Genomic DNA, 25,710 nt, shown 5'->3' with positions numbered 1-25,710 from the left:
AGAGGAGAACATTCATATGCAGAAGAAAGCATTAATTGTCGGCATCAGCGGCGTTATTGGCCGCGCACTGGCCGAACAACTGCTCAGCGAAGGGTGGCAGGTTTGCGGATTGTCACGCGGGCGCGGCGCTGTCCCCGCAGGCTGCATCAGCCTGACGGCGGATCTGACCGATGCGGCAGCCGTGGCTGCGGCGCTTCAAACGCAGCAGCCGGATGCGCTGTTTTTCAGTGTCTGGGCACGCCAGGAAAACGAAAAAGCCAATATTCGCGTCAATGGCGCGATGGTGAAAAATGTTATTGCAGCGCTGGGTGAACGGCTGGCCGGGAAACACGTGGCGCTGGTCACTGGCATGAAACACTACCTCGGCCCGTTCGAGGCCTATGGCAAGGGCAATGTTCCGGTCACGCCGTTTCGCGAGGAACAGGGCCGCCAGGATGTGGAGAATTTCTATTATGCCCAGGAGGATGAAGTGTTCGCCGGGGCGCAAAAATATGGCTATCGCTGGAGTGTTCATCGCCCGCACAGCATCATTGGTTATGCCGTCGGCAATGCAATGAATATGGGGTTGACGCTGGCGGTTTACGCCACACTTTGTCGTGAAAAAGGCTGGCCGTTTATCTTCCCCGGCTCGCCGGAGCAGTGGAACGGCGTGTCGGACGTGACGGACGCTGGCCTGCTGGCAGAACAGCTGAGCTGGGCGGCGCAAAGCGAAAACGCGGCAAATGAAGATTTTAACGCCGTTAATGGCGATGTTTTCCGCTGGAACTGGCTCTGGCCGCGGCTGGCTGCTTATTTTGCCATTGAATCTGCGCCCTACCCGGAAAGCATGCAACCGCTGGAAGGAAGAATGCAGGATGCGCAAGCCGCGTGGACAGAGATTGCAGCGAAATACCATTTGCGCGAAGCGGATATCAGCAAACTTGCCTCCTGGTGGCATACCGACGCCGATCTTGGTCGTCCAATGGAGGCGTTCGCCGATATGAGCAAAAGCCGCAAAGCGGGCTTTACTGGTTATCGCAGCACGCTGGATGCGTTCACCGCGCTGTTCGATCGCCTGAAAGCGGAAAATATTATTCCGCGCTAAGACAATGCCCGGAGGCGCAACGCGCTCCGGGCGCAGTGTCGGCTAAGTTTGGCGAGTAAGCCGGGTTATTGATGCTGACCGTACACCTCAATATCAGCACGATTGCCGATGAAAAATTTGCTGGCTGGCTCTCAGCTTTTGGCGCGGAAACGGGCCACTTTCGCCCGGTTGCCGCACAGCGCCATGCTGCACCAGCGGCGGCGATGCGCTTTGGTGCGGTCGTAAAACCAGAGTATGCACTCCGGATGCTCACACTGGCGAACATACTCAAATTGCCCATGAGTGATTAGCTCTGCCGCCTGCTCGGCCACCGGTGCCAACGCCCGTAGCGGCGTATCCTGTTGATACAAACGCTGGATCTGTAACGCGCCTTCGGCGTCAGTATTCACCTGCAAATAGCTCTGCGCCTGCGCCAGATAATCGTTAAGCTGCGCCAGCGACGGCGTATGGCCGTTTTTTTTCTCTTCTACCAGTTGCAGGATCAACGCGCGCAACTTACGCGCTTCAGCCAGCAGCTCTCCCGGTTTAGCGATAAAGGTGTCTGACAGTGTTCCCTGCCCGCTCTGTTGCAGCCAGTTTTTGACATCCTCATCGGACTGCCAAAAGTCGTGCGTGCCTTGCTCCGCCCAGGCCTGCGTATTGATAAAGTCCAGCGCGCCTTGCTCGGCGATAAACCACGGGCCTTCGGTACCTGTTGTCGAAGGTGATGCCATTTTGCGACTCCAGTGAGGTATTTATCTCGCCATTGTAACCGATAAAATTAATTTTACACAGTTACATTAATCCACCATACTCAATCCCGACGTAACCCCTTAAATTCAATTTAAACGGTTTCAAGTGAGGTATTGATATGGCTGGCAACACCCATTTCCCTGTTCATTATCAGTTCGTTGACGCCGATGGCGTCCGGGTTTTCTACCGTGAAGCAGGTACGCCGGGTAACCCGGTACTTTTGCTGCTGCATGGTTTTCCCAGCTCATCACACCAGTATCGAGAGCTGATCCCGCTGCTGGCGGATCGGTTCCACATCATCGCTCCGGATCTGCCAGGTTTCGGTTTTACGGAAGTGGCCGCCGAACGGAATTATGTTTACCGTTTTGATACGCTGGCTGCGACGATGGTGGCTTTTGTCGATGCGCTGGATCTGCAACGTTTTGCGATGTATGTCTTTGATTACGGCGCGCCGACCGGCCTGCGTCTGGCGCTGCATTACCCCGAACGCATCAGAGGGCTCATTTCGCAAAACGGTAATGCCTATCTGGAAGGATTAGGGGATGCATGGGCGCCAGTACGCGCTTACTGGGATGCACCCACAGCCGAAAACCGCCAGGCGGTGAATGATGCGATTTTGCATTTAGAAGGCACGAAATGGCAGTATCTGCACGGCGTTAGCGATCCTGCGCAGGTTGCGCCAGAAGGTTACCAACTGGATGCCCTGTTGATGGAACGGCCCGGCAATAAAGCGATCCAGTTGGATCTGTTTCTGGATTATGCCAATAACCTGAAACGTTATCCGGAATTTCAGGCTTTCTTCCGCGCCTGGCAGCCACCAGCGCTGATTATCTGGGGCAAACACGATCCGTTCTTTATTCCGCCGGGGGCTGAAGCCTGGAAACGCGATAACCCAAACGCAGTGGTCGAACTGCTCGATACTGGCCACTTCGCGCTGGAAACCCATGCCGGTTACATCGCACAACGCATTCGCGAAGTCATCGGCGAGGCGCTGGGCTAAGGAAAGTGTGCGCCCACTTATCGTGGGCGCAGATTGTCAGGCCTGAGTCTGGAACATGATGGTGTCCGACGTAAACGAGCCATCTTCGCCGATCAGGAAGTGCTGCTTCACCTCTTCCGACGTTTGCTGTTGCAGAAAGCGAATTGCCGCACGCAATACTTCCGGCGTTTTCATGCGTTCAACCCATGAGTTGTATTCCAGCGCCAGGCGATCGGTTAACAGCTTATCGACCGTCATCCCGCTCTGCTGCGTCATTTGCAGCCACTCCGCCGCCGAGTAGTTGCGCACGTGAGACGGATCGCGCAGTACTTCGATAGTTTGCAGCCAGATATCCAGCACCGGACGGCCCGGCGAGGCGATATCCATTAAGATAAATTTACCACCAGGCTTCAGCACACGTTTCACCTCACGCAGCGCCAGCGCAACATCATGCCAGTGATGAGCAGAGTAACGGCTGATCACCACATCAAACGCGCCATCGGCAAAGGGCAATTGTTCCGCCGCGCCATGTACCGTGTTGATATTGCTCAGTTGACGATCGCGGGCCGCCTGGCGCACCACGTCGAGCATTTTTTCTGACAGATCGTAAGCCGTCACTTCACGGACGACGCCAGCCGCGACAAAACTGGCATGCCCGGCACCGCAGCCCAGATCCAGAACTGCGGCAGCAGGATTTTCACTGAGCCACTCCGCCAGCCGCACCAAATCTGCGCCCTGCGCGTGAACCTGGCTGGTGAGGTAGGCCTGCGCCTGGTCGCCAAACTGTTGTTTCGTTAATTCATGATGATTGACCGCCATTCTCTTGTTCCTTTTTTAGCACGACAAAAATTTGCTCTTTGCCGACTATACGACCCTCTTTATAGGGGTACAATATGGCTACTTATACTGGTATTAATGAGTACCACCATGGAAAATACTCTCTTTGCCGGGCCAAAAACTCTCGGCGCCTTTTTACGTGCACAGCGGGAAAAAACCGCGCCGGCCGATATTGGCCTGCCGGCGCAAGGTCGGCGGCGCACCCGTGGATTACGCCGGGAAGAAGTGGCGCAGCTCAGCGGTATCAGCACCACCTGGTATACCTGGATTGAACAGGGGCGCGACATTGTCGTGTCACCGCAAACCTTGTCCAATATTGCTGGCGTATTAAAAATGACGCAGGCGGAGCGGAAGTATCTGTTCCACCTGGCGCTGCAAAACGATCCGCAGGAAGAGCATGTCATTACCGTGGAAGAATCGGTGCTGGCGACGGTGAATCAGGTGCAGTGCCCCTGTTATTTGCTGGATGTAACTTGGAATATGGTAGCGTGGAATACGCCCGCTGAAGCGCTATTTAGCGGCTGGCTGGATAAGGATACCCAGCCGAATATGATGAGTTTTATGTTTCGTCATCCCCTTGCGCAAACGCTGGTGGTTGACTGGGAGACGCGCGCCAGCCGGATTGTCGCAGAATTGCGTGCCGATGCGATGCACTATCCGCACGATCAGGGATTGAATCATTTAGTGCAGAGTCTGAGTAACGACAGCGAACTGTTTCGCACTTTCTGGTCGCGCCAGCAGGTGGTGGTGCGCGAAGGCGGCGAACGCGTTTTTCATCATCCGCAGCAGGGGGAGCTGCATTTCCGGCAGATGACCTGGCAATTAACCAGTAATCGCGCGATCAAAATGATTATGTTAATGGCGGAATAATGCAGAATAAAAAAAGCAGATCAGAAATCTGACCTGCTTTTTTTTATTTACGGAATTCGACAGTATTCGAACCGGCCTGGAAAAACGCGGCGATATTATCAAATGTGTTCATTGCAGATTTGCAAAAAATACATTTAGCACCGACCGGGTTTTTCTCAGTGACATCAAAACTGGAAATTCGGTATTGCGACCCGTGGCAGCACGGGCAGCGAAAATGGATACGATTCGTAATGGTAAATCCTTAGCGCGGAACCACGTTGGCCGCAGCCGGACCTTTCGGGCCGTTTTCGATAGTAAATTCAACCTCTTGATTTTCTTCAAGAGTACGGTACGCATTGCTCTGGATAGCAGAGAAATGTACGAATACATCTTTGCTGCCATCTTTCGGAGTAATGAAACCGAAGCCTTTCTCAGCGTTGAACCATTTAACGATACCGTTCATTTTAGTAGACATGCTTGTTACCTTCTTTTTTGTTCGCCGAATACGGCAGTAATGGTCTGAGACATTATTTTTTATCAGAGTGTAAAGCGAAGACCCAAAAAGAAGTAGCAAGGAGGTACTTAGAGATGAGAAAGACTTTAGTGAACTACTGGAGATAATGATTTATCAAACCGACGACGCATTAACTCATGGCTGCACTTATTTCGCAAGCGTTAATTTTAAAAAATTTGTCAGCGCCCTTTTTCACCAACATAACCAAACACATCGGGCACTCTCTTGCCAGCAACCGCAAACCAAACGGCTTATGTGTGAAGCCGATCGCAAAACCAGGCACAGGCAAACGTTACTATAAATACTAGTATGGTAGTTGAGTGTTTTCTTTTAGAGGTGCAATGAGCATGCAAATGACAATGCGCTGGTTTGGGCCAGTTGAAGACAAAATCCCACTGGAATATATCCGCCAGGTACCGGGCGTCGAAGGAGTAGTAGGAGCGTTGTACGATGTGCCGGTAGGTGAAGTATGGCCAAAAGAGAAAATCAACGCGCTTGCCGGGCAAATCCGTGATGCCGGGCTTAAGATGGAAGTCATTGAAAGCGTTAATATTCATGACGATATTAAGATCGGTCTCCCCAGCCGCGATCGGCTGATTGCCAATTACCAGCAAACCATCCGCAACCTTGCAGAAGTAGGGCTAAAAGTCATCTGCTACAACTTTATGCCGGTTTTTGACTGGATGAAGACCGAGATGAATTACGTATTGCCGGACGGCTCGCTGACGATGGCGTTCGAAAAGAAAGGCATCGATAAAACGCTGGATGAAGTGGTTAAAGAGGTGCTGGAAAATTCCAACGGCTTTGCGCTTCCAGGTTGGGAACCAGAACGTCTGGCGAAAGTACAAGAGCTGTTTGCCAAATATAAAGATGTTGATGACCAGAAATTACGTGAAAACCTGGTTTACTTCCTTGAGCGCGTTATTCCGGTCTGTGAAGAAGTCGGTATTAAAATGGCGATTCACCCGGACGATCCGCCGTATTCTATTTTTGGTCTTCCGCGCATCGTTAAAAATCGTGACGATCTCGACTGGATTTGTAATGCAGTCGATTCTGAAGCCAACGGTATTACTTTATGTACCGGTTCGATTGCCGAGGATCCCGAAAATAACGTGTGCCAAATCCTGGCCGAATTTACACGCCGAAAACGTATCCACTTTGCGCACGTGCGCAATATCAAACTGATTAAAGATAAAGATTTCTATGAATCCGCGCACTTATCCCGCTACGGTTCGCTGGATATGTACGAGGTCATGAAAGCCTTGCATGACAACGGGTTTGACGGTTACATCCGTCCGGATCACGGGCGTTTCATCTGGGGCGAAACCGGTCGGCCAGGCTACGGTCTTTACGATCGGGCGCTCGGCGTAACCTATTTACACGGGCTCTGGGAAGCACTCGAAAAACAAAACTAATTTTATTCGGGCCGGTGGTTCCACCGGCTTTTCTTGATAGCCAATCCGTAAGGTATTCTCTATGTCCCCGCTGTTAGCCTTATTCTGGGTGCTGGTAGGTATTGCACTTCTGGTTCTTATGAACCTGAAATACAAATTTCACAATATTTTCGCGCTACTGATTGCAGGTATATTTGTCGCAATCATGGAAGGTATTCCACTCGATAAAATTGTGTCTGTCGTTCAGGACGGTCTGGGCAGTATTCTCGGCCATCTTGCACTTATTATTTTGTTCGGCGCGATTATCGGTAAATTTATGACCGAATCCGGTGCCAGCCAGAGGATTGCCGATAGTGTTATTGAGCACTGCGGCACACGTTTCCTCACCGTCGGTTTGATGTTTATTGGCGTGATTTTCGGCATCGCCATGTTTTATGAAGTCGCCTTCCTGATTGCCATGCCGCTGGTATTAAACATCGCCAAAAAAGCCCATATCCCCTATATGAAACTGGTTGTGCCAACGGTGGTCGGCGCAACCATGGGGCACAGTTTGTTCCCACCGCAGCCAGGACCGGTCGCGCTGATCAGTGCGTTTAATGCCGATATTGTGCAGGTCTATCTGTATGGCATCCTGGTCATTATTCCGGCGCTGTTTTGTGCAGGTATTTTATTGCCGAAATATTTACCGGGAATCAAAACGATCCCGCTAAATTCACTGCTAAAGCCCGTGGAGGAAAAAACAACCCAGGATCTGCCGCCGTTTAGCATCAGTATTTTGATTCCGCTGATCCCGGCGGTACTGATGATTGTGGCCTCGCTGGTAAAAGGTCTGATGCCCGCTGGCTCGGAGCTGGTAAAGGTCTGTGCTTTTTTCGGCAGCGCGGAAATCAGTATGCTGCTTGCAACGCTTGCGGCAATCTGGTTTCTCGGCATTAAGCGCGGCATGACGCCGGACGGAGTAACCCATTGCGTCAGCGATGCGATTGCTAAAATTGCCAACGTCCTGTTTGTGATTAGCGCCGGAGGGATCCTGAAGCAGGTGATTGTGGTTTCCGGCGTTGGCAATCATATCGTGGACATTATGAGTAACGTCCCGCTGTCACCGTTTATCGTAGCGTGGATCATCACGGCCATCATCCGTATTCTGACCGGGCAAGGTGCCGTTGCGGCGATTACCTCCGCAGGCATCGTCGCGCCGATGGTCAGCGCTTTTCATTTAAACCCGGCGTTGATGTGCCTGGCTGTCGCCTGCGGCAGTAACACCATTACACTGATGTATGACGGCGGCTTCCTGCTATTTAAAGAAACCTTTGGCATCTCCATGAAAGATACCTTTAAAACCTGGGGGCTGCTGGAACTGATTAACTCGGTTGTCGGGTTAGGCATGGTGCTGCTGCTTAGCCTGTTTATCGCCTGACGTTTGCACTTAGGGGAAAAGGGAAGTCCCCATCACAATAACCCGCCCTTCTCATTCGCCATTCGGGATGCTACGTTTATCAGCAATAACATCCAACCCGGCCAGCCAATGTAACGACATCTCGTTGTAAACACACTTTTTTCATCGTGCAGCGCATGCTGTACGCAGAGTTCTGTTTGCCTGAGATGTTAACAATGAATACGTTATTGATGGTATTAGTGCAGGCACTACGCCTGCACCGCTGGCTGTGCCTTTTCGGCTGCGCGTATATTTTCTCTTCTGTCGGTAATGGGCTGACGCAGACCATTATTCTGGGCCAGCTTCTGCGCTGGCACGCCTCTCCAGCGACGCTCACGCTCACCTATATGCTGGCGACGCTGCCTGGTTTTTTTGGCAGCCTCCTCGGCGAGCGTTTATGCCGCCATGTTTCACCGCTGCGTTTACTGCTGCTAAGCGAGCTGGCGGGACTGGCCGGTTTACTGCTACCACTTTACGGTCTGCTGGCACACAGCATCCCCGCGCTTCTGGCTTTGCAATCCATCGAAGCGTTTGTCGCCGGGTTATCCTGGCCCGCCATGAGCCTGGTGTTCAAACGTGGTTTAAGTACTGCGGAACTGCCCGCGGCGACCAGCATGGAGACCGTGATCTTCGCCGCGCAGGTTCTGCTCGGAACCGGGATTGGCGTTTTGCTGTTCGGCAAAATGTCGCCGCTCGTCCTGCTCGGCATCGATGCCACAAGTTTTGTGTTGGCGATCGCACTGTTAGGTATCACCTCTCGCTATTTACGGTTGCCCCCGGGGGATGCAGAAGAGATGCGTCACAAAGTGAGCTGGAGCAGGTTATCCACCTTGCAGCAACGAAGCCTGGTTATGTTGCCTGCTCTTGCCGCCGTTGGCGCGCCTGCGATGGCACTCTTGCCCGCGCTGATACAGCAAATTCAGCCAGATACCGCCGCCGGGCTGGCGCTGCCGCTAATTTTTGCCCGCAGCCTGGGGCAACTGTGCGGTCCACTACTGCTGAAGGCCAACCGGCTGGAACAGTACGCCGCAAGTAATCGTTATCTGCTCTGTTGCCTGCTGGCTTTTCTTGCCGCCTATTGTCTGTTGCCGGGATTATCGGCATGGACGGCTGCTGCGCTGGTGATGATCTTTCTGGCGCATCTGGCGTCGAATGTCGTATTCGCTCTTGGAACCTTCAGTTTGTTGCATACATTCCCGGAAGAGTCGGTCTCTGCCGCCAGCGCAAAAGCGTGGCGCTGGCAGGCGATGAGTGCGGCTCTGGCAACGCTGACGGCGGCGTTTTTGTCCGAAAAATGGGGGGCAGCACAAGCGTTATACAGTGTGTCGTTTATGGCGCTGGTGCTGGTAATGGCCGTACTGATTCGCTACCGACGGTAACGATGAAGGGTGTGCACCGGCTAACACCGGTGCACATTTTTATGCGCGGATATCGTCATATTCACGAGTGTTATCAAACTCGTGTTTGGCAAACGGGCACAGCGGAATAATTTTACGGTTCTCGGCCCGCATTTTTTCCACCACGCGCGCCACAAGCTGTTTACCCACGCCTTGCCCTTTCAGGCTGGGATCAACATCAGTGTGTTCAATAATACTGAGATGTTCGCCCGTCGGCACAAATACAATCTCGGCAACCTGAACGCCCTGGGCGTCGTTGACGTAAAATTTGTTGTGACCTTCCAGTATTTCCATCTTTTTCTCACTCAGTTATGGCGGTATTTGAGCGCACCGCTTGGGCAGGTATCAATCACGTTGATCACCGTCTCAACATCCACTTCGTCCGGAATGATCCACGGTTTACGTTTCAGGTTAAAAAGCTTCGCATTACCGCGTACACAGTTTCCTGAGTGCTTACAAATGGCCGTATTGAAGTAAACATCAATTTTTTCACCGGTATACACGCGATAACCCGCGTCCAGTAGATCTTTATCCACGACATTGCCTCCGCTGTTTTTATCGGGTGTTGAAGACATCATAACCTTGTTACGGGATTGTGAATATCGTGACGCAAGATATGAAATCCTTCTTCAGCACCCGGCTCAACAAAGTAGCGGGTGATCGCTTCAAACTGTGCATCAGAAGCAGCAAAATCATGGTTACCCACCGCATTCCGCCGCCGCAATCGCGCTTTGCACTCCTCGTCAGCCACCGGCAAATAGTGCAGGCAATGCGCTGCGCCCGAAGTGTGAATCAAAGACATCATCCACTGGCGACTGGCAAGCGTATTAGCAGGAAAATCCAGCACGACGCTGACACCCGCTTTAAGCAGTGCAACGGTATGCGGACCGATAGCGCTCCTGAGTTTTTCCGAGTAGTGAACGTAGTCCCCTACGCTGCTCATCACATCCTTAAACAGCAACGCCAGCCAGCGATCTTCACTTAAGAGCACGGTGCCCGGTGTTTTTGCCAGCTCAGCGGCAAGCGTTGATTTACCGGACGCAATTTTGCCGCACAGGATATGCAGAGTTGGTGCAGAATGCGCCATCGTTTCTCCTTTATATATACGCGACTTTTATCAACCTGGCCCGTCGCTGGCCGCCGCAAGCAACGGCACAATCAGATCGCTTAACGGCGTTGGAATACCCTGCTTCCGCCCGTACCGCTGTATAACGCCGTTACGGATATCCCACTCAAGCACTCGTCCGGCCTGGCGGTCAGCGAGAATAGAGGTACCCAGATCCGCCGGTGCACGATGAAAAACATCAACGATCTCCTGCGGCACGTCATCACTTAATACCGCACCTTCCGCACGCGCCACCGCAAGACATTCGCGTAAATAAGCTAATGCCACCTCTGTGATATCGGAGCGTGAAAACATTCCGGCGCGACGCCCTGACAGCACCATCAAGCCCGCAACCGCATTCTGCAACAACTTGCGCCATGCAATAGAGGTGAAATCAGCAGCGAGATCGACTTCACAGCGCGTGCCCTGCAACACCTCGACCACACGTTGGGCCGCTGGCGTATCAGGCAATGTCAGGCGCGGCTTAGCACGCAGCCAGACAGAAGCATCGGGTTCTCGCTGCGCAGGAAACCATACCACTGATGGCAGAATCGTCGCACCTGCAACATAAGCGGCAAATTGTAATTTCTGCTCAACGCCATTTTGTAACACGCAAACCACCGTATGCTCGTCGCACAAAACATTCAGCCAGGCCGCGGTGGCGTCCAGTTGCGTTGTCTTCACTGCGACAAACACCAGATCAAACGGCTGTTTGATTTCGGCAGGCTCGGTCAACACCGGGCCCGGCACAATAATGCGCCCCTCGTCAAAACGTAATTCGAGCTGAGGATACGCCGTACGTCCACAAATTACAGGAGTTCGACCTACTTCGTGCAGGGCCGCAACCACAGTCGTTCCGATGGCCCCCGGCCCAATGAGGGCCACTTTAGGATTTTCAGAAATCATGAACTTCCTCCAGATGATCTTTCACTGCCCTTGCGTCTGTATAAAAGGATGAAAAACAATACCACCGGCAATCAACGCGGTGACAGATGCTCTGCTTATCACGCTCAAATCGGCATTGTCTGGTGGTTATGAATACGCTTAATCTAATACAACTTTTTTACAAGTTTACGCCAGATGCTCTCAGCCGCCCCTTGTTTCGATAACGCGTCAAAGGCCTGTGGTCAGCAATGGGCTCATGACAGGATAGAGAGAAAAGCGTCAACAACATATTCGTATTTATTACCCATTCATTTGCTCGAAAAAATCTTAATTATTAGTTCTTAAAACCTCATAACCAATTACAGACAAATAATTAAGAACCATTTAAAAAATCATATCAGTTTAGATTTGTAAAATATTCGTAACTATATAAAATCATGATAGAAAAAACGTCATAATAAACATCTGCGCATCATTCCAGTATGTCTGTAAATGCTGTGAATGAAGTTTAATTTAATTGATCTCGTTACTCCGCCTGTAATATCATCCTGGTATTGCAACAGCTAAATTGTTACTACTCTGTTTTTATTGATGTCGAAAACAGAGCTTGTCCCTATTGACATTTGACAAGGAAGATATTTGTGGGAGTATTCAATTACAAAGATCACGGAGAAGAAGAAACAGCGCATTATTTTATAACACACTGATAATGTTAACAAAGCATGACAATAATACGGATGATGGTTTCGCTGACAACCTGGGGTTTTATGTTCCCACGAACAACCTTTGTTACGGATTGATGGAACGTAGAGTGGCTCACTTTTATTGAGTATCGACGCTCACGCTCCCGACCTTGATTCGGAATCTATATTAATTGAAGCGATGAATAACTCAGACTGGCCCGCAGCATCTGAAAAAAATCGAATAACATTACCAGTCTGAATAATACACCTAACATTTACTGAATTTATGAAATAATTAATGCTATGAAACTTTTTTCTCATAAAATGACCGCCATATATTGTATGGCATTGGTTTTTATCACTGGTTGCCGTGATGAAAATAAAAAAAATCTGCAAGGGTATATTGAAGGTGAATTCGTCTATATTTCGTCTGAAAGTTCCGCGCTGATTTCAAAAGTGATGGTTAAGCGTGGCCAAAATGTAGCTGCAGGACAAACGTTGATTGTTCTGGATGATGATTATGAAAAAAAACAGGTCGAAATAGCGAATCAAACGCATGCAAGCGAGGTCTCGACTCTGGCCGATCTGGGTAAAGGCGGTCGCGATACCGAACTGGAAATTCTGAAAGCACAGCTCTCACAGGCGCAGCATGACGCCGAAGTGTCCCGTTCGAAATTTGGCCGCTACCAGAAGCTGCAATCCAAAGGCTACGTGTCCGAGCAGGAACTTGAGCAGTCCGAGGCAGATAACAAAATGAAATGGGACAGAGTGCAGGAATTGACCTCCCAACTGAAAAATAAATCCCTGCCTTCGCGCGTCGATCAAATTGAGGCTCAAAAGGCCAGAGTGGAAAGTTCTTTATTACAGGTCAAACAGAGCCAAATCGCGCTGAACAAACGCATTTTACGCAGCACCGGTAGCGCCAAGGTTTACGACATTATGTATCACACTGGCGAAGTGGCCTCACCTGGCGCGCCACTCATCTCATTACTGCCGGAAGATACCATTAAAATCCGCTTTTTTGTCCGCAACCCTCAGCTTTATAAAATCGCGCAGGGTATGCTAATCGCAGTCAAAATCGAAGGCCGTGAAGAACCGGTGCCAGCAAAAGTGACCTATATTTCGCCCAAAGCCGAATTCACGCCACCGGTTATTTTCACCTCTGCGCACAAAGAGCGAATGGTCTTTATGATCGAAGCGATGCCGATCGAACCGGATGAAAAGCTCCATCCGGGTCAGCCCGTCGAGGTCATATTATGATGGATTATTGCATCAAACTTCAGAACGTGAATAAGTCATTCGGCTCCAGGCATGTCGTGAAAGATCTCACGCTGAATATCCCTACCGGTAAAATCACCGGTTTTCTCGGGCCAAATGGCAGCGGGAAAACAACAGCAATGCGCATGATGTGCGGGCTACTGAAGCCGGACAGCGGTTCAGGTAGCTGTTTTGATTTCGATATTTTTAAGCAGCGAGAGTCCATTAAACCGATGATCGGTTATATGACGCAGTATTTCTCACTGTGGGAAAATCTTACGGTCCGGGAAAACCTGCTATTTCTGGCCAAAATACGGAATATTCCCCAACCGATAAAACGCGTCGAAGAGCTTATTAACGAATTTGCTCTACAGCGCTTTCGGGATGTTCTGACGCACCATTTATCCGGCGGCTGGAAACAACGCGTCTCGCTCTCGGCCAGCATCTTGCACGATCCGAAGATAATATTGCTGGATGAACCGACGGCGGGTGTCGATCCCTATGCCCGCCGGGAATTCTGGAAAATTTTGCATTATCTTTCCAGCAAAGGCATGACGATTCTGGTCAGCACGCACTATATGGACGAGGCTGAACGCTGTAACCATCTGGCGTGGATGTCCTATGGTAATTTGCTGGCTTCTGGTTCGGCCGAAAGCATTATTCAATCCCAGGGGCTGACAACATTCGCTATTAAAGGTCCGAATCTGCACGATCTGGAATACCGCTTCAGCGATATCGACGAGATCGAACAGACAGTGATCTTCAGCAACACGCTGTTTGTTACCAGCAAACAGAGCAACACACTTAATACTATTGTTGGCGCCTTGCCCGATAACTACCACGTTGAAAAAACTGCCACCACACTTGAAGATTCGTTCGCACATTTGATGAAACAGGCTGTACCAATATGAATAAATTAAAATTGATATACGAGCGCGTCATGGCAATTATCGTGAAAGAGCTCTTCGAGCTACGCCGCGATAAGGTCAGCTTGCTGATGATCTTTGCGATTCCGTTAATCAACCTCTGTATTATTGGTTTTTCGGTAAATACTGACCCTAAATTTGTACGCACCGCGCTGATCGATCACGACGTCTCTTCCTTCAGCCGTACGCTGGTAACCGGGATGACCAATACGGATTATTTTGCCATCCAGCGGGTTACCAGTGAGCAAGAGGCCGATAAGCTATTTCGTGAAGGTGCAGTGCAGTTGGTCGTCATTATTCCAGCCGGGTTTTCCAGAGATCTCATCGCCGCCAGGAAGCCACAGCTGTTAGTCCAGACCGATGCCAGCGATCCCGCTGCCACAGCAAACGCTACACAGGCACTGACAACATTGCTTAACGATGTGTTCAGACACGATACGAAAAACTTACCGGGTCTGCAAAAAGAGAACATACAGTTGGTCGATGTTGTAGTGCATAAACTCTATAACCCGGAGGGAATAACCCGTCTAAATATTGTACCAGGGCTTGCGGGGGTCATACTCTCCATGATCCTGATTCTGATGACCAGTCTTTCCATCATTCGTGAAAGAGAGAAAGACTCCATCATGCACATCATCAATTCGCCAGTCACCGCATGGGAAATCATGCTGGGTAAGGTTTTCCCCTATTTTTGTGTTGGTCTGTTACAAGCTGCGTTTATCGTTATGATGGCGGTTTATGTCATGGATGTTCCGATCATGGGATCGTTTATTTCCCTGGCATTGCTGCTAACGATCTTCATCATTCTCTGTCTGGCAATCGGCGTCATATTTTCTACGGTCACGAAAAGTCAGCTCCAGGTGATGCAACTGGCTTCATTTTACTTTTTATTATCAACCATGCTTTCCGGTTTCATGAACACGTTCTATGGCATGCCTTTCTGGTCGCAACTGTTGGGTTCAGTGCTTCCGCTCACATATTTTTTACGCCTTGTCAGAGGGATTATGCTGAAGGGTTACGCTCTGAATGAAATGTCACCTGATTTCATGTCGCTGTTATTTCTTACCGTATTCTTATCGTTACTCTGTTGCATTCTTTTTCATCGTGTGGTTAAAAAGCTCTAGATCATCATTCGTAAACGCATTATCTGCTCTTATTTTTCCCCGTCCATAATATGGTTGTGTGTTGAGCACGCCAGTCAATAATGCAGAAAATAACTCAAGCATCCGTTATGAAAATACTTATCGGATGCCTGGCACTCGTCCAGCCTCCCTTCTATATCAGGCAATCAAATCACACTTATCACCTCTTCAGTTATCACACGAACTTCATCACTTGCCTTTTTAACAAACTATGAATAGCCGCAAATCAAAATTACCCCAGTCAAAAAAAAATCATCTTCTGCAAGACACTATAATTTGGTGCATTAATATTTTCCGCCAAAGAATACCATTCACTATAATAACCAAACAAAAAGTAATATTTAGTTCGTAAACCATTATGAAATGACCTTAAATAAATATAAAACACACGTATAAAAAATCCTGCACGCCCCCTCCACAACTTAATCTAGCCATTGAAAATGAAGATATTTTTTAGATAAGAACCAATACAGACAATTGTGACCAGATAATAATTTTCTTAAAAATAGAACAACTAAGAAAAGACATCTTTGCAATATAAAAAACTGCATATAGAATTCTCACTGCAATCACGAGATGATTCTTCGAAATGTAAAATATCGTAGCTGCAAATCATAATGCCGCATAAAAGAATGCGACAATAAAAATGATAAAACAGCCTGCGATTATCTCTGACGCGCTACACAAATATATCTTTTATATACCTGATGATAATCATTAGATTCGTCATCTTTATTAAACAAGGACTATGTTATGAAAAATCTGAAAACTACCGCACTGGCATCATTTGTTGTACTGGCATTATCTTCTATTTCTTCTGTAAGTGCAGCTGACGGTACAATTAACTTTACCGGTGAAATTACCGATGCAGGTTGCAACACTTCCGTTAACGGTTCAAGCGCTACGACTGGCGACGTTGATATGGGTAAAGTTGTAAAAACTTCCTTTAAAGGCGTTGGTTCAACTGTTGACGGTTCTGCAAGCAGCACTGGCTTCACCATCGAAATGGATGACTGCCCGTCTACCATAACGTCTGTAACCTTCAAGTTTGATGGTCAGAACGAAAATGGCGACGACACTGTACTTGCTCTGACCGCAGGCGCTAATTCCGCTACCGGCGTTGGCATCCAGTTGTACGATAAAGATCGTAATGTTATCCAGCTGGCTAAAGCTTCCGCACCGTACACCATTACCAACACTGGCGCAGGCAGCACCAACTCCCTGCCGTTCTACGCCAAATACATCCAGACTCAAAATACGGTAACCACCGGTCCGGCTAACTCTGTTGCGACCTTTACCGTTAACTACTAATCACCTTTGGCCTGTTCTCGTGAGGGAACAGGCCTCTTTTTTAAAAGATGTTAACCATGCTCAAAATATCTGCATATGCACTTTCCCTTATTTTTTGCTGCGCTTCGGCACAGGCTGGCGTGGTGCTTGGCGGTACGCGCATCATTTATGAAGAAGGGAAAAAAGAAGTCTCCATCGACATCGAAAATAAAGGGTCAGTGCCTTATCTCATTCAATCCTGGGTTGAAAATCAGGATGGAGTGAAAACCGGTGATTTTTTAGTAACTCCGCCATTATTTCGCCTTGACGGTGATAAAAAAAATGCGTTACGTATTTTTAAACTGGTAAAAGAACTCCCAGTCGACCGGGAATCGCTCTTTTTCCTTAACGCAAAATCTATTCCAGGCGGCATGCCGGACAGCAACACGTTGCAGATTGCAATCCGCAATCGTTTAAAACTTATTTATCGCCCTACAGCTTTGAAAAAAGAAACACCAGAGAACCGAACTGAGGAATTAATCTGGAGCAGAACGGGTAATAAATTAAAAGTCACAAATCCTGGTCCGTATTATCAGAATTTCATGTTTATCAAAATCAATGATAAAGACATTGAGCTGAAAGATAAAAACTATGCAGCCCCTTTTACAGATACCTGGTTTGATATTGGTGCCATCAATGGTAATCAAATTAGCTGGAAAATCATAAATGATTATGGTTCGGCTGGCCCTCTCCACAGGAAAAACTTATAGTAATACATGAGGTTATAAAAATGAAAGATGAGTCTTTCAGCGCCAATTATAAGACGGGGTTAAGCCTGTTGATTCGCGTTACTCTTGTGTCATTTTTTTTTTCAGATTGTGTCGCAGCCAAAAGCTTCTTCAACCCTGAATTTTTAAAAAATAGCGATCAGCAAAATGAAGTCGGCGACCTCTCTTATTTTGACATGGGATTGCGCCAGATCCCTGGTACCTACCGTGTTGACATTTGGTTAAATGGTAAAGCAATTGAAACAAGTGACGTTGAATTCAGGGCCCAGAAAGATGAAACAAGCGATGCTATTGAGCTGTCTCCTTGCCTTAATCTGCAAAAATTGATTTCATTAGGTTTAAATGGAAATTACATCAAGCAGAATGCATGGCTGGCAAAAGACCCTCAGCGTTGTGATATTCTTTCACTTATTCCAGAAGCTACGGCACAGTATGATACGGAACACCAACGTCTTAATTTAAGCATACCTCAAGCCGCATTAGTCCGTAAAAACCTGAATATTGTTCCTCCTGAACAATTTGATCAGGGGATTCCGGCATTTCTGCTAAATTATAAATTTCTGGCCAGCCAGACAAGTTCCAGGCAAACCTCTGCCAGACAGGATAGTTACCATCTGAACCTGCGGCCAGGTCTGAATATTGGAGCATGGCGTTTACGTCATTATTCTACCTGGTCAAGAACAACCGATAATTATCGAAATAATGATTCGTGGGATAACATTTATACCTACGCGCAGCGCGATATTATTCCGTTACGTAGCTCTCTCGTTTTAGGACAGAGTACGTCACCCGGGGATATTTTCGACAGCGTTGGTTTTACGGGTATGCAACTGGCAACAGACGAGACAATGTCTCCCGAAAACGTTACTGGCTATGCTCCAATCATCCGGGGTATTGCTAAAAGTAATGCCAAAATTGTTATTCGACAAAACGGTTACCAGATTTATGAAACTTATGTTTCTCCTGGTGCATTTGAAATTGATGATTTGTACCAAACGAACTCTAATGGCGATTTACAAGTTACCGTCCAGGAGTCCGATGGTAGTCAGCAAATCTTCACGGTGCCTTACGCCTCGCTACCCATCATGCGCCGGGAAGGCAGTCTCAAGTACAGCCTGACCTCTGGTGTTTATCGCACCTATGACAACAGTATTGCTAAAACGCCCTTTACACAGGCCAACGCCAGCTATGGTCTACCGTTTAATGCCACCCTCTACGGCGGGATTCAGGCTGCGTCGAAATATCAGGCTCTGGCTACCGGTATTGGGAAAAATATGGGAAAAATTGGCGCAGTATCAGTTGACGTGACGCAGGCGTGGTCAAAAAAACAGGATACCGATAAAAGTGATGGCCAATCCTGGCGTATTCGCTATAGCAAAAATGTTACCCAGACAGGTACTAATTTCGCTATTGCGGGTTATCGATACTCAACCTCTGGTTTCTATACGCTCGCTGATGTGCTGAATACGTACCGCGATGATCACCGCAGATATCAGATGTATCGTGTCAGAAACCGCACCGAAATGAATATCAACCAGAACATTGGCGATCGCCTTGGCTACGTTTCCGTAGGCGGGGTCGTTGAAGATTACTGGGATAATAACCGGCAAAACAGATCGATCAGTACCAGCTACAGCAATAGCTGGAACAACATTAGCTACAGCCTGAACTATAGCTACGTGCGATCCATACAGAACAGAGGGCATTTCGAGAAAACGTACAATGATCAGATAATTAGCCTGACGGTTAGTCTTCCTTTCGATCAGTGGCTGCACACAAATCATAGTCTCTATGCCTTTAATAACATGAATATCGCCAGGCCTGGTGAGGCCTCGTTTATGGCTGGTCTGGCCGGTACCGCGCTTGAAGAGAATAACCTCAACTGGAGCATCCAGCAGGGCTATGGGAATAAATCGAATGCCAGCGGCAACCTCGATCTCTCCTGGCAGGGAACGTATGGCGAACTGGTTTCCTCTTATGGTTACAGCCAGCAGTCACGCCGCTTCAGCTATGGCGCTTCAGGGGGAATGGTTGTCCATGAACGCGGCCTGACGTTAAGTCAGTCGCTTGGGGAAAGCGTGGCTCTGGTTGAAGCACCGGGAGCAGCGGGAACCAGTGTGTCAAATCATACCGGCGTGAAGACAGATTTCCGGGGTTATACCGTGGTGCCGTATGTTACCCCGTATCGCCTGAACGATATTGTACTTAACAGCGAGACGCTTCCCGATAACATGGAACTGAACAGCAACACTGCAACGGTTGTACCGACGCGCGGGGCGGTTGTGCGTTCAAGTTTTGCCGGCAAAGTGGGGATAAAAGGATTCATCAGATTACTGGACCGTTCAGGAAAAATTCTCCCCTTCGGTGCGACAGTAACGCTACAGGACGCAGAAAATAACGAGTCCAACTTCGTGGGTGAAGATGGGCAAGTCTATTTAACTGGTCTGAGCGAACAAGGTTCTCTTCTCGCAAAATGGGGCAATGAAGCCAATAAACAGTGCAAAGCTTCTTACGATTTCCGTGACACCCCTACGCCACCAACTGGCATCCAGCAAGTTGAGGCTATCTGCCAGTAAGTATTTCAGGAAAGTTAATATATGAAGAGATATATTTTTATCACATCCGTAGTGATGTTATCACTATTCCATTCTGCTTCGTCCTGGGCTGTTGGATGTAGAGCCATAGCTTCTGGCATGGGAGTGGAAGGCAATAAGCTCGAGTACCGTCTGAATAGTCCCTTAATTGCCATTGATCCGAATGCCCCCATAGGGGAAATATTATGGACCCGCAATATAGATACTTCGGGAAGGAAATGGAGTTGCAATTCCACTGCACAACGCCCCTATATTTCATCAATGGGCCCGGCATACTCGACGATTATTGGTAGCAATACAAGAGGGAATATTTATTCGACGGGTGTAGAGGGGCTTGGTATTCAGATCAGCGATCTCTACCAACCTAACAGAGTTGTTCCCAATAAAGCCTGGCCTACAGCACCACAAACCTCAGACTGGACAAGTAACAGTTACACGCGCATTGACTTTATTAAAGTTGGTAAGATTGGCTCCGGAAGTATGCCCAATGGTCCTGTAGCAACATATTCGATGGACGGGGTAACTGTTATGACAGTTTCTGCCTACAGTTCAACATTAAAATTTAAAAGTTGCACTATTGATGGCAGCTATAATCGCACGATTAACCTGGGAAAACTTAATTTGCGTGATATAAATCCAACATCTAAAGATGTTCCTTTTACATTAACACTCACCTGCCAGGCGGATTCTGTTCCTGCATATGTCCAGTTTGATGCGCTCCATGGCAGCAGCGGTGATGGTCTATTAAACATCGATTCAAACGTTGCCAATCCGGCGACAGGTGTTGCAGTAGAGATTGTTGATGCCTATAGCCACGTACCATTAAAATTTGCAAAAGAAACTAAATATCACTTGAACAACGAAACAGAAATTTATATCTCACTCGCTGCAAGGTACAAAAAAATCTCATCCATGATTACACCAGGCCAGGCTAATGCAGGGATGACTATTACAATTAACGAGCGTTAGCCTCTTTTTTAAAGTCTTAAACAACACACATGTTATTTAACAACAAGTATTTTCAGAGACTTCATTAAATATTAAATGGCTGGATTTCACAAAATTTAAGTTGTTTTTAAGATATGACATTCTGAAAATAACGACTATCAGCACGGGACTCATTACCGAACGCTGAATTTTGTCAGTTGAAAAATTTGCAATACTACAATTATCTGAAAACACACTTAAGGTAAACTATGAAAACATTATCTGTTCAAGACATGAATAATGTGTCTGGGGCTTATTCCTGGAATAACTGGACTTCTATTTTTAGTAACACTGTTGAAGCCATTGCAAGCGCAGCTATGGGCGCAGCTATGGGTTTTGCTGGTGGTGCCGCCATTGGTGGTAAACATGGTGGTGACGGCGGCGGTCTGCTGGGTATTGGTTCAATCGGACAGGGTGTTGGTATGATTGGCGCAGGTATTATCGGTAGCATTTCATGTGCAGTTGGCGCAACGATTGTAGGTTTCGACAAAACCTGGGAATATTCTAAAAAATTCCTGGATGGTCTTTTCAGCGGTACTTTTGTTCCGTGATTAAGTTTTAATCCTGAATCCAGGCCCGACATGTTCGGGCCTTTTTTAACCTCCAGGTAATATGCCAATGGGCCAAAAATTATTCAGACAAGAAGCCGTCGATCACCAACGAAGTTACTGGAAAGGCAAGGTCATTTTATTTAAAGGCGTATCACCTTTTATTATTTCAGCGTGCTGCATCGCTTTTATGGCGATTCTTATCGTCATGCTTTGCTTCTTTAAATTCACACAACGCATCGATGTTGTAGGTGAAGTGATTACCCTCCCCCATCCATTAAATATTTCATCACCGCAGATGGGTTTTATATCTCAACAATTTATTCAGGTTGGTGATACGGTTAAAAAAGGCGATATGCTTTTTGAACTGGATGTATCTAAAAGCACCAATGCGGGTAATGTATCCGATACGAATATTTCGATGATAAAGGCTAAAATTGCCAATGCCGAAGAAATCATCAATAAACTGAAAGTGAACAAAGATGATTTTATCGCTACAACAAAACGGCAAATCCAGCGTTATGAGCGTTCACTTGCGGAAACTGATGGGCTGCTAACTACGGCGAAGCAGGGTTTAACGAAAATGGAGAGCGCGCTTCAGAACTATAATCAGTACCTGAAGAAAGGGCTCATTAACAAAGATCAGTACAATAACCAGCATTCACTTTATGTGCAGCAGCAGAATGCCTTTCAGTCATTATCGACGCAGAAAATGCAGCTTGAACTACAACTCACCCAGTCGCGCAGTGATATTACGGTTAAATCTGCAGAACTGGATAACCAGATTGCATCGCAATATAACCAGTTGAGTGATTTCCAGTCTCAGCTTATTGAAACGAATGCTAATGGAAAAATTCTGGTAAAATCGACCATTGCTGGCAGAGTGGAGTCCATTGCTGTTACTCCTGGCCAAATGGTTGATGCAGGAAGCAGTCTGGCCCAGATCAAACAATTAACAGATATTAAGTACTACTTATTATTATGGCTTCCCGATAACAGCCTGCCTTATGTGAAAATCGGCGACACTGTGAATATCCGCTATGATGCATTCCCTTCAGATAAATTTGGACAGTTCTCTGGAAAGATAAAATCAATATCATCCATACCGGCAACACGGCGAGAACTGTCTGAATATAGCGCAGGCCAGACCAACACCAATTCACAGCTTACACTTTACAAAGCAATAATAGATATCAAAGAAAATGAATTTATTTATAAAAATAAAAAACTAGCATTATCAAATGGCCTGAAAGCCAAAAGTATTGTCTTCATGGAAGAAAGACCACTTTATCAGTGGCTGTTCTCGCCCGCGTATAAAGTTGCACAGAGTTTGACAGGGCCAAAAAATGAATAAAGCAATTATTGATACTATATTTAAAAGAATCAATTTCTCCATTAGAAATAAAGTACCCGTTATTATTCAGTCTGAAGCGGCAGAGTGCGGCAATGCTTGTTTATCCATGATCTGCGGTTACTACGGTAAAAACATCGATCTCTTTAATTTTCGCAATCGCTATGGTTCGCCCGCGCAAGGGGCAACGTTAACCGATCTTAACCAGGTTGCGCAGACGACAGGGTTGAAAACACGCGCCCTCTCACTCGACATGGATGAAATAAAAGAGCTACGCCTTCCTTGTGTCCTGCACTGGTCATTGAATCACTTTGTGGTACTGGTCGCGATAAAAGGCAAACGTTTCGTGATTAACGACCCGGCAATGGGTCGGCGCGTTATTCATCAGAAAGAGATGTCTGAGAATTTCAGCGGCATCGCCCTCGAAGCGTGGCCCGACAGCCATTTTACACAGGAAAAACAGCGCTCGCGGCTCAACTTACTGGATTTAATGCGCAATATTGTTGGCCTGAAATCGGCGCTGAGTAAAATCTTTATGCTTTCCATTGTCATTGAGGCGGTCAACCTTCTCATGCCAATGGGCACGCAGCTGGTCACCGACCACGTTATCACCGCCCATGACAACAACCTGCTGCTGGTGATCTGCGCCGGGCTGCTGTTTTTTACCCTATTCAAGACCGCAGTCAGCATGATAAGGGCATGGGTATCTCTGAAGCTGAATACGCTAACCGATATACAGTGGAAGACCAGCTTTTTTGATCATCTGTTGAGTTTGCCGCTCGCCTTTTTTGAAAAGCGCAATCTGGGCGATATCCAGTCACGATTTTCTTCTCTGGATACCATCCGCGCCACCTTCACAAATAACATTGTGATGGGAACAATCGACTCCATTATGACCGTGGGCGTGCTGATTATGATGAGTCTGTACGGTGGCTGGTTGGTCTGGGTCGTGCTCGGCTTTACCGTGTGTTACGCGGCAATGCGTATTATCACTTACAAATTTTACCGTACGATCAGCGAAGAGCTGATCGTTAAACGCGCGCGTTCGGGTTCCCATTTTATGGAGACGCTGTACGGTATTGCGACTATAAAATCGCTGAACCTTAAAAACCGCCGCTCTCAGCACTGGCTTAATACCAATATCGACGTCAGCAACGCCAGCCTGAGGCAGACGCGCTTTGATATGTTATTCGGCGGTATCAATACTTTTATCAACTCTGTCGATCAGGTAGTCATTCTGTGGCTTGGCGCATTGATGGTAATGGATAACACCATGACCATCGGTATGTTTATGGCGTTTAACGCCTATCGTGGCCAGTTTGCCCAGCGCGCCTCATCGCTTATTGACCTGGCAATGCAGTTCAAGATGCTGTCGCTGCATAACGAGCGTATTTCAGAAATTATCTTCAGCAAACCGGAAGCGGAATCACCGCCGCGGAAAGTTTTCGAGGACAGCGCTGGCGTCCCGCTGCAGGTGCAGAATTTGTCGTATCAATATGACAAACTGACCAGGCCGGTGTTTTCCAATGTGAATATTACCGTCGCCGCAGGCGAATCCGTGGCATTAACGGGTGCCTCCGGAATTGGTAAAACCACTCTGCTGAAAGTGATGTCCGGCCTGCTTACACCCGATCAGGGAGATATTTTCGTCGGTGATTTTGACGTCAAAAAAATCGGTGTAAATAATTACCGCGCTTGTACTGCCTGTGTATTGCAGGAAGATCGCCTTTTTTCAGGTTCTATTGCCGATAATATTTCCGGCTTTGAATATAATGCCGATCGGCAACTGATTATTGAATGTGCCATAAAGTGCAATATCCATGAAGAGATCATGCGCATGCCAATGGGTTACGAGACGATTATCGGTGAATTAGGCAGTGGCATCTCTGGTGGTCAGAAACAACGTTTATTGATCGCTCGTGCACTTTATCAGAAACCTAATATTTTATTTATGGATGAGGCCACCAGCCACCTTGATGCAAATAATGAAAGAATGATTAACAACGCGATTGAGTCATTAAATATTACGCGCATTATTGTGGCTCACCGTCCGTCTACTATTGCCTGTGCAGACAGGGTTATTGATCTTTCCAAAATATCATCGCTATAAAGGAGAATGATAAATGAATATGTTAAAGGGAATAAACACGGGAGTTATCAACTCGGCAGATGGTGTACCTGTAATTGCGCTGAAAGTGATTGATTCTACCGATAGCGAGCAGTTACTTTTACTGCCACCTAATCAGTTGCAGGAGGTGATGTTTGCTCTGTTTAGCTGTTACCGCTCTTTGCATCGGCTCTACCAACAATCGCCAGACCAGATTCGTGAGCAGGTGAACGCTCACTCACAAACATTGAGCACCCATGTTCCAGCAATTTCTCTCGATGAGGTACAAAGCACCAGTGCTGAACGTTGCGTAACGAATTTTGTGCTCAGGCAGCGGCAGGACAGAATTAATTTCTTATTTTTATTACAGAATGGTGAAAATCTGTTACTGGTCTTAGACTATACGCAAATAGAATATGTTCTCAGTCTGCTGACAAACACTATCCAGAATGCGGGTAACGAGCAATTAATGGCACTGTGTTTGACTATGAATGACTTTATCCCGTTTTATGTCACCACCTTTAATAAGGATGAAAATAAAGGGATCGATTACAATCAATTTTCGGCACCAGACTGGAAATCAGAGATTTTCGACACATTTCATTCTATTTTATTTATCCAGCCTGATGGCACAATTGCCTGTGGCGCGATCATTAAAGCAGAACCTGTATTCCCGGCAGGCCGTATTGAATTCATTGCACAAATTTTATTGCATAATAATAAAATTCTCGTGCCGTATAAGAATCACACTATGAGTATCGATCATACCCGACTGGATATACCTGCGGGCGATGAGAGTACGGAAACGCTATTACGCGCGCATATAGAGCATCGGACAACGAAGCAG

At 47.5% G+C, this 25,710-nt stretch carries 25 protein-coding genes; 17 read left to right on the top strand and 8 right to left on the bottom strand.

Annotation, left to right across the window (positions count from 1 at the left end):
* Nucleotides 1-16 precede the first annotated feature (16 nt).
* Complete coding sequence (locus DK872_RS11700) at nt 17-1,084, top strand: SDR family oxidoreductase (protein ID WP_007370297.1); 1,068 nt, start codon at nt 17-19, stop codon at nt 1,082-1,084.
* A 131-nt stretch (nt 1,085-1,215) separates the two neighbouring features.
* Here DK872_RS11700 and DK872_RS11695 read toward each other — a convergent pair whose 3' ends face one another.
* Complete coding sequence (locus DK872_RS11695; protein WP_107147114.1) at nt 1,216-1,797, bottom strand: ABATE domain-containing protein; 582 nt, start codon at nt 1,795-1,797, stop codon at nt 1,216-1,218.
* A gap of 137 nt (nt 1,798-1,934) precedes the next feature.
* Between DK872_RS11695 and DK872_RS11690 the strand changes: the two genes are divergently transcribed.
* The gene (locus DK872_RS11690; RefSeq protein ID WP_161518379.1) at nt 1,935-2,816 is read left to right on the top strand and encodes an alpha/beta fold hydrolase; all 882 of its coding nucleotides are present in this window, start codon (nt 1,935-1,937) and stop codon (nt 2,814-2,816) included.
* A gap of 36 nt (nt 2,817-2,852) precedes the next feature.
* Here DK872_RS11690 and DK872_RS11685 read toward each other — a convergent pair whose 3' ends face one another.
* Nucleotides 2,853-3,614 carry a class I SAM-dependent methyltransferase gene (locus DK872_RS11685; protein ID WP_007370294.1) on the bottom strand — a complete coding sequence of 254 codons (762 nt, stop codon included), beginning with the start codon at nt 3,612-3,614 and terminating at the stop codon, nt 2,853-2,855.
* A gap of 108 nt (nt 3,615-3,722) precedes the next feature.
* Here DK872_RS11685 and DK872_RS11680 point away from each other — a divergent pair, with 108 nt between their 5' ends.
* The gene (locus DK872_RS11680) at nt 3,723-4,502 is read left to right on the top strand and encodes a helix-turn-helix transcriptional regulator (RefSeq protein ID WP_007370293.1); all 780 of its coding nucleotides are present in this window, start codon (nt 3,723-3,725) and stop codon (nt 4,500-4,502) included.
* 43 nt (nt 4,503-4,545) lie between these two features.
* Here DK872_RS11680 and DK872_RS27330 read toward each other — a convergent pair whose 3' ends face one another.
* Both DK872_RS27330 and cspA read right to left on the bottom strand, forming a co-directional pair.
* On the bottom strand, nt 4,546-4,734 hold the full coding sequence (locus tag DK872_RS27330; protein ID WP_071532013.1) for a cold-shock protein: 189 nt from the start codon (nt 4,732-4,734) through the stop codon (nt 4,546-4,548).
* A 9-nt stretch (nt 4,735-4,743) separates the two neighbouring features.
* Nucleotides 4,744-4,956 (bottom strand): RNA chaperone/antiterminator CspA, encoded by a 213-nt coding sequence (gene cspA / locus DK872_RS11675; RefSeq protein WP_035887590.1) that lies wholly within the window; start codon nt 4,954-4,956, stop codon nt 4,744-4,746.
* A 386-nt stretch (nt 4,957-5,342) separates the two neighbouring features.
* Between cspA and uxuA the strand changes: the two genes are divergently transcribed.
* From uxuA to DK872_RS11660, 3 genes are all read left to right on the top strand, one after another.
* Nucleotides 5,343-6,410 (top strand): mannonate dehydratase, encoded by a 1,068-nt coding sequence (gene uxuA, locus DK872_RS11670; RefSeq protein WP_072439262.1) that lies wholly within the window; start codon nt 5,343-5,345, stop codon nt 6,408-6,410.
* Nucleotides 6,411-6,471: 61 nt separating this feature from the next.
* The gene (locus DK872_RS11665) at nt 6,472-7,806 is read left to right on the top strand and encodes a gluconate:H+ symporter (protein WP_161518378.1); all 1,335 of its coding nucleotides are present in this window, start codon (nt 6,472-6,474) and stop codon (nt 7,804-7,806) included.
* Between the two features lie 194 nt (nt 7,807-8,000).
* Nucleotides 8,001-9,203: an MFS transporter gene (locus tag DK872_RS11660; RefSeq protein ID WP_079517388.1), complete on the top strand. Its 1,203-nt coding sequence runs from the start codon at nt 8,001-8,003 to the stop codon at nt 9,201-9,203.
* Between the two features lie 39 nt (nt 9,204-9,242).
* Here the strand turns inward: DK872_RS11660 and DK872_RS11655 are convergent, their stop codons facing one another.
* Genes DK872_RS11655 through DK872_RS11640 form a run of 4 tightly spaced genes read right to left on the bottom strand, consistent with a single transcriptional unit; the run spans nt 9,243 to nt 11,232 of the window.
* On the bottom strand, nt 9,243-9,515 hold the full coding sequence (locus tag DK872_RS11655) for a GNAT family N-acetyltransferase (protein ID WP_007370287.1): 273 nt from the start codon (nt 9,513-9,515) through the stop codon (nt 9,243-9,245).
* An 11-nt stretch (nt 9,516-9,526) separates the two neighbouring features.
* Nucleotides 9,527-9,757: a 4Fe-4S mono-cluster protein YjdI gene (gene yjdI, locus DK872_RS11650; RefSeq protein ID WP_007370286.1), complete on the bottom strand. Its 231-nt coding sequence runs from the start codon at nt 9,755-9,757 to the stop codon at nt 9,527-9,529.
* Nucleotides 9,758-9,795: 38 nt separating this feature from the next.
* Nucleotides 9,796-10,308, bottom strand: a complete 513-nt coding sequence (locus DK872_RS11645; protein WP_035887586.1) for an ATP-binding protein — start codon at nt 10,306-10,308, stop codon at nt 9,796-9,798.
* Between the two features lie 30 nt (nt 10,309-10,338).
* Complete coding sequence (locus DK872_RS11640) at nt 10,339-11,232, bottom strand: oxidoreductase (RefSeq protein ID WP_007370284.1); 894 nt, start codon at nt 11,230-11,232, stop codon at nt 10,339-10,341.
* Nucleotides 11,233-12,197: 965 nt separating this feature from the next.
* Here DK872_RS11640 and DK872_RS11635 point away from each other — a divergent pair.
* The 11 genes from DK872_RS11635 to yjeJ form a co-directional block, all read left to right on the top strand.
* On the top strand, nt 12,198-13,154 hold the full coding sequence (locus tag DK872_RS11635) for an HlyD family secretion protein (protein ID WP_083566031.1): 957 nt from the start codon (nt 12,198-12,200) through the stop codon (nt 13,152-13,154).
* Entirely contained in the window at nt 13,151-14,062 is a 912-nt protein-coding gene (locus DK872_RS11630; protein ID WP_007370281.1) for an ABC transporter ATP-binding protein, read from the top strand. Before DK872_RS11635 ends, DK872_RS11630 begins: the two co-directional genes overlap by 4 nt.
* Nucleotides 14,059-15,201, top strand: coding sequence for an ABC transporter permease (locus tag DK872_RS11625; protein WP_071921381.1), 1,143 nt, complete (start codon nt 14,059-14,061; stop codon nt 15,199-15,201). The genes DK872_RS11630 and DK872_RS11625 overlap by 4 nt, the downstream gene beginning before the upstream one ends.
* 771 nt (nt 15,202-15,972) lie before the next feature.
* The gene (locus DK872_RS11620; RefSeq protein ID WP_007370279.1) at nt 15,973-16,530 is read left to right on the top strand and encodes a fimbrial protein; all 558 of its coding nucleotides are present in this window, start codon (nt 15,973-15,975) and stop codon (nt 16,528-16,530) included.
* Between the two features lie 56 nt (nt 16,531-16,586).
* Entirely contained in the window at nt 16,587-17,258 is a 672-nt protein-coding gene (locus DK872_RS11615) for a molecular chaperone (RefSeq protein ID WP_107147143.1), read from the top strand.
* A gap of 20 nt (nt 17,259-17,278) precedes the next feature.
* A complete protein-coding gene (locus tag DK872_RS11610) occupies nt 17,279-19,852 on the top strand; it encodes a fimbria/pilus outer membrane usher protein (protein WP_161518377.1) in 2,574 nt (857 codons plus the stop codon).
* Nucleotides 19,853-19,873: 21 nt separating this feature from the next.
* On the top strand, nt 19,874-20,839 hold the full coding sequence (locus tag DK872_RS11605; protein ID WP_007370275.1) for a fimbrial protein: 966 nt from the start codon (nt 19,874-19,876) through the stop codon (nt 20,837-20,839).
* 227 nt (nt 20,840-21,066) lie between these two features.
* Nucleotides 21,067-21,408, top strand: a complete 342-nt coding sequence (locus DK872_RS11600; RefSeq protein ID WP_035889618.1) for a hypothetical protein — start codon at nt 21,067-21,069, stop codon at nt 21,406-21,408.
* 67 nt (nt 21,409-21,475) lie between these two features.
* The gene (locus DK872_RS11595; protein ID WP_035889616.1) at nt 21,476-22,759 is read left to right on the top strand and encodes an HlyD family secretion protein; all 1,284 of its coding nucleotides are present in this window, start codon (nt 21,476-21,478) and stop codon (nt 22,757-22,759) included.
* Complete coding sequence (locus DK872_RS11590; protein ID WP_071921383.1) at nt 22,752-24,866, top strand: peptidase domain-containing ABC transporter; 2,115 nt, start codon at nt 22,752-22,754, stop codon at nt 24,864-24,866. Before DK872_RS11595 ends, DK872_RS11590 begins: the two co-directional genes overlap by 8 nt.
* 13 nt (nt 24,867-24,879) lie before the next feature.
* Nucleotides 24,880-25,710 (top strand): YjeJ family protein (gene yjeJ / locus DK872_RS11585; RefSeq protein ID WP_161518376.1); only part of this gene is annotated, 831 nt, incomplete at its 3' end.

The organism is Kosakonia sp. MH5, assembly GCF_009935945.1.
In the GTDB taxonomy this organism is placed as follows: Bacteria; Pseudomonadota; Gammaproteobacteria; order Enterobacterales; family Enterobacteriaceae; genus Kosakonia; species Kosakonia radicincitans.
The sequence above is the reverse complement of the archived record's forward strand: the minus strand, read 5'-3'. Positions and strand labels throughout refer to the sequence as shown.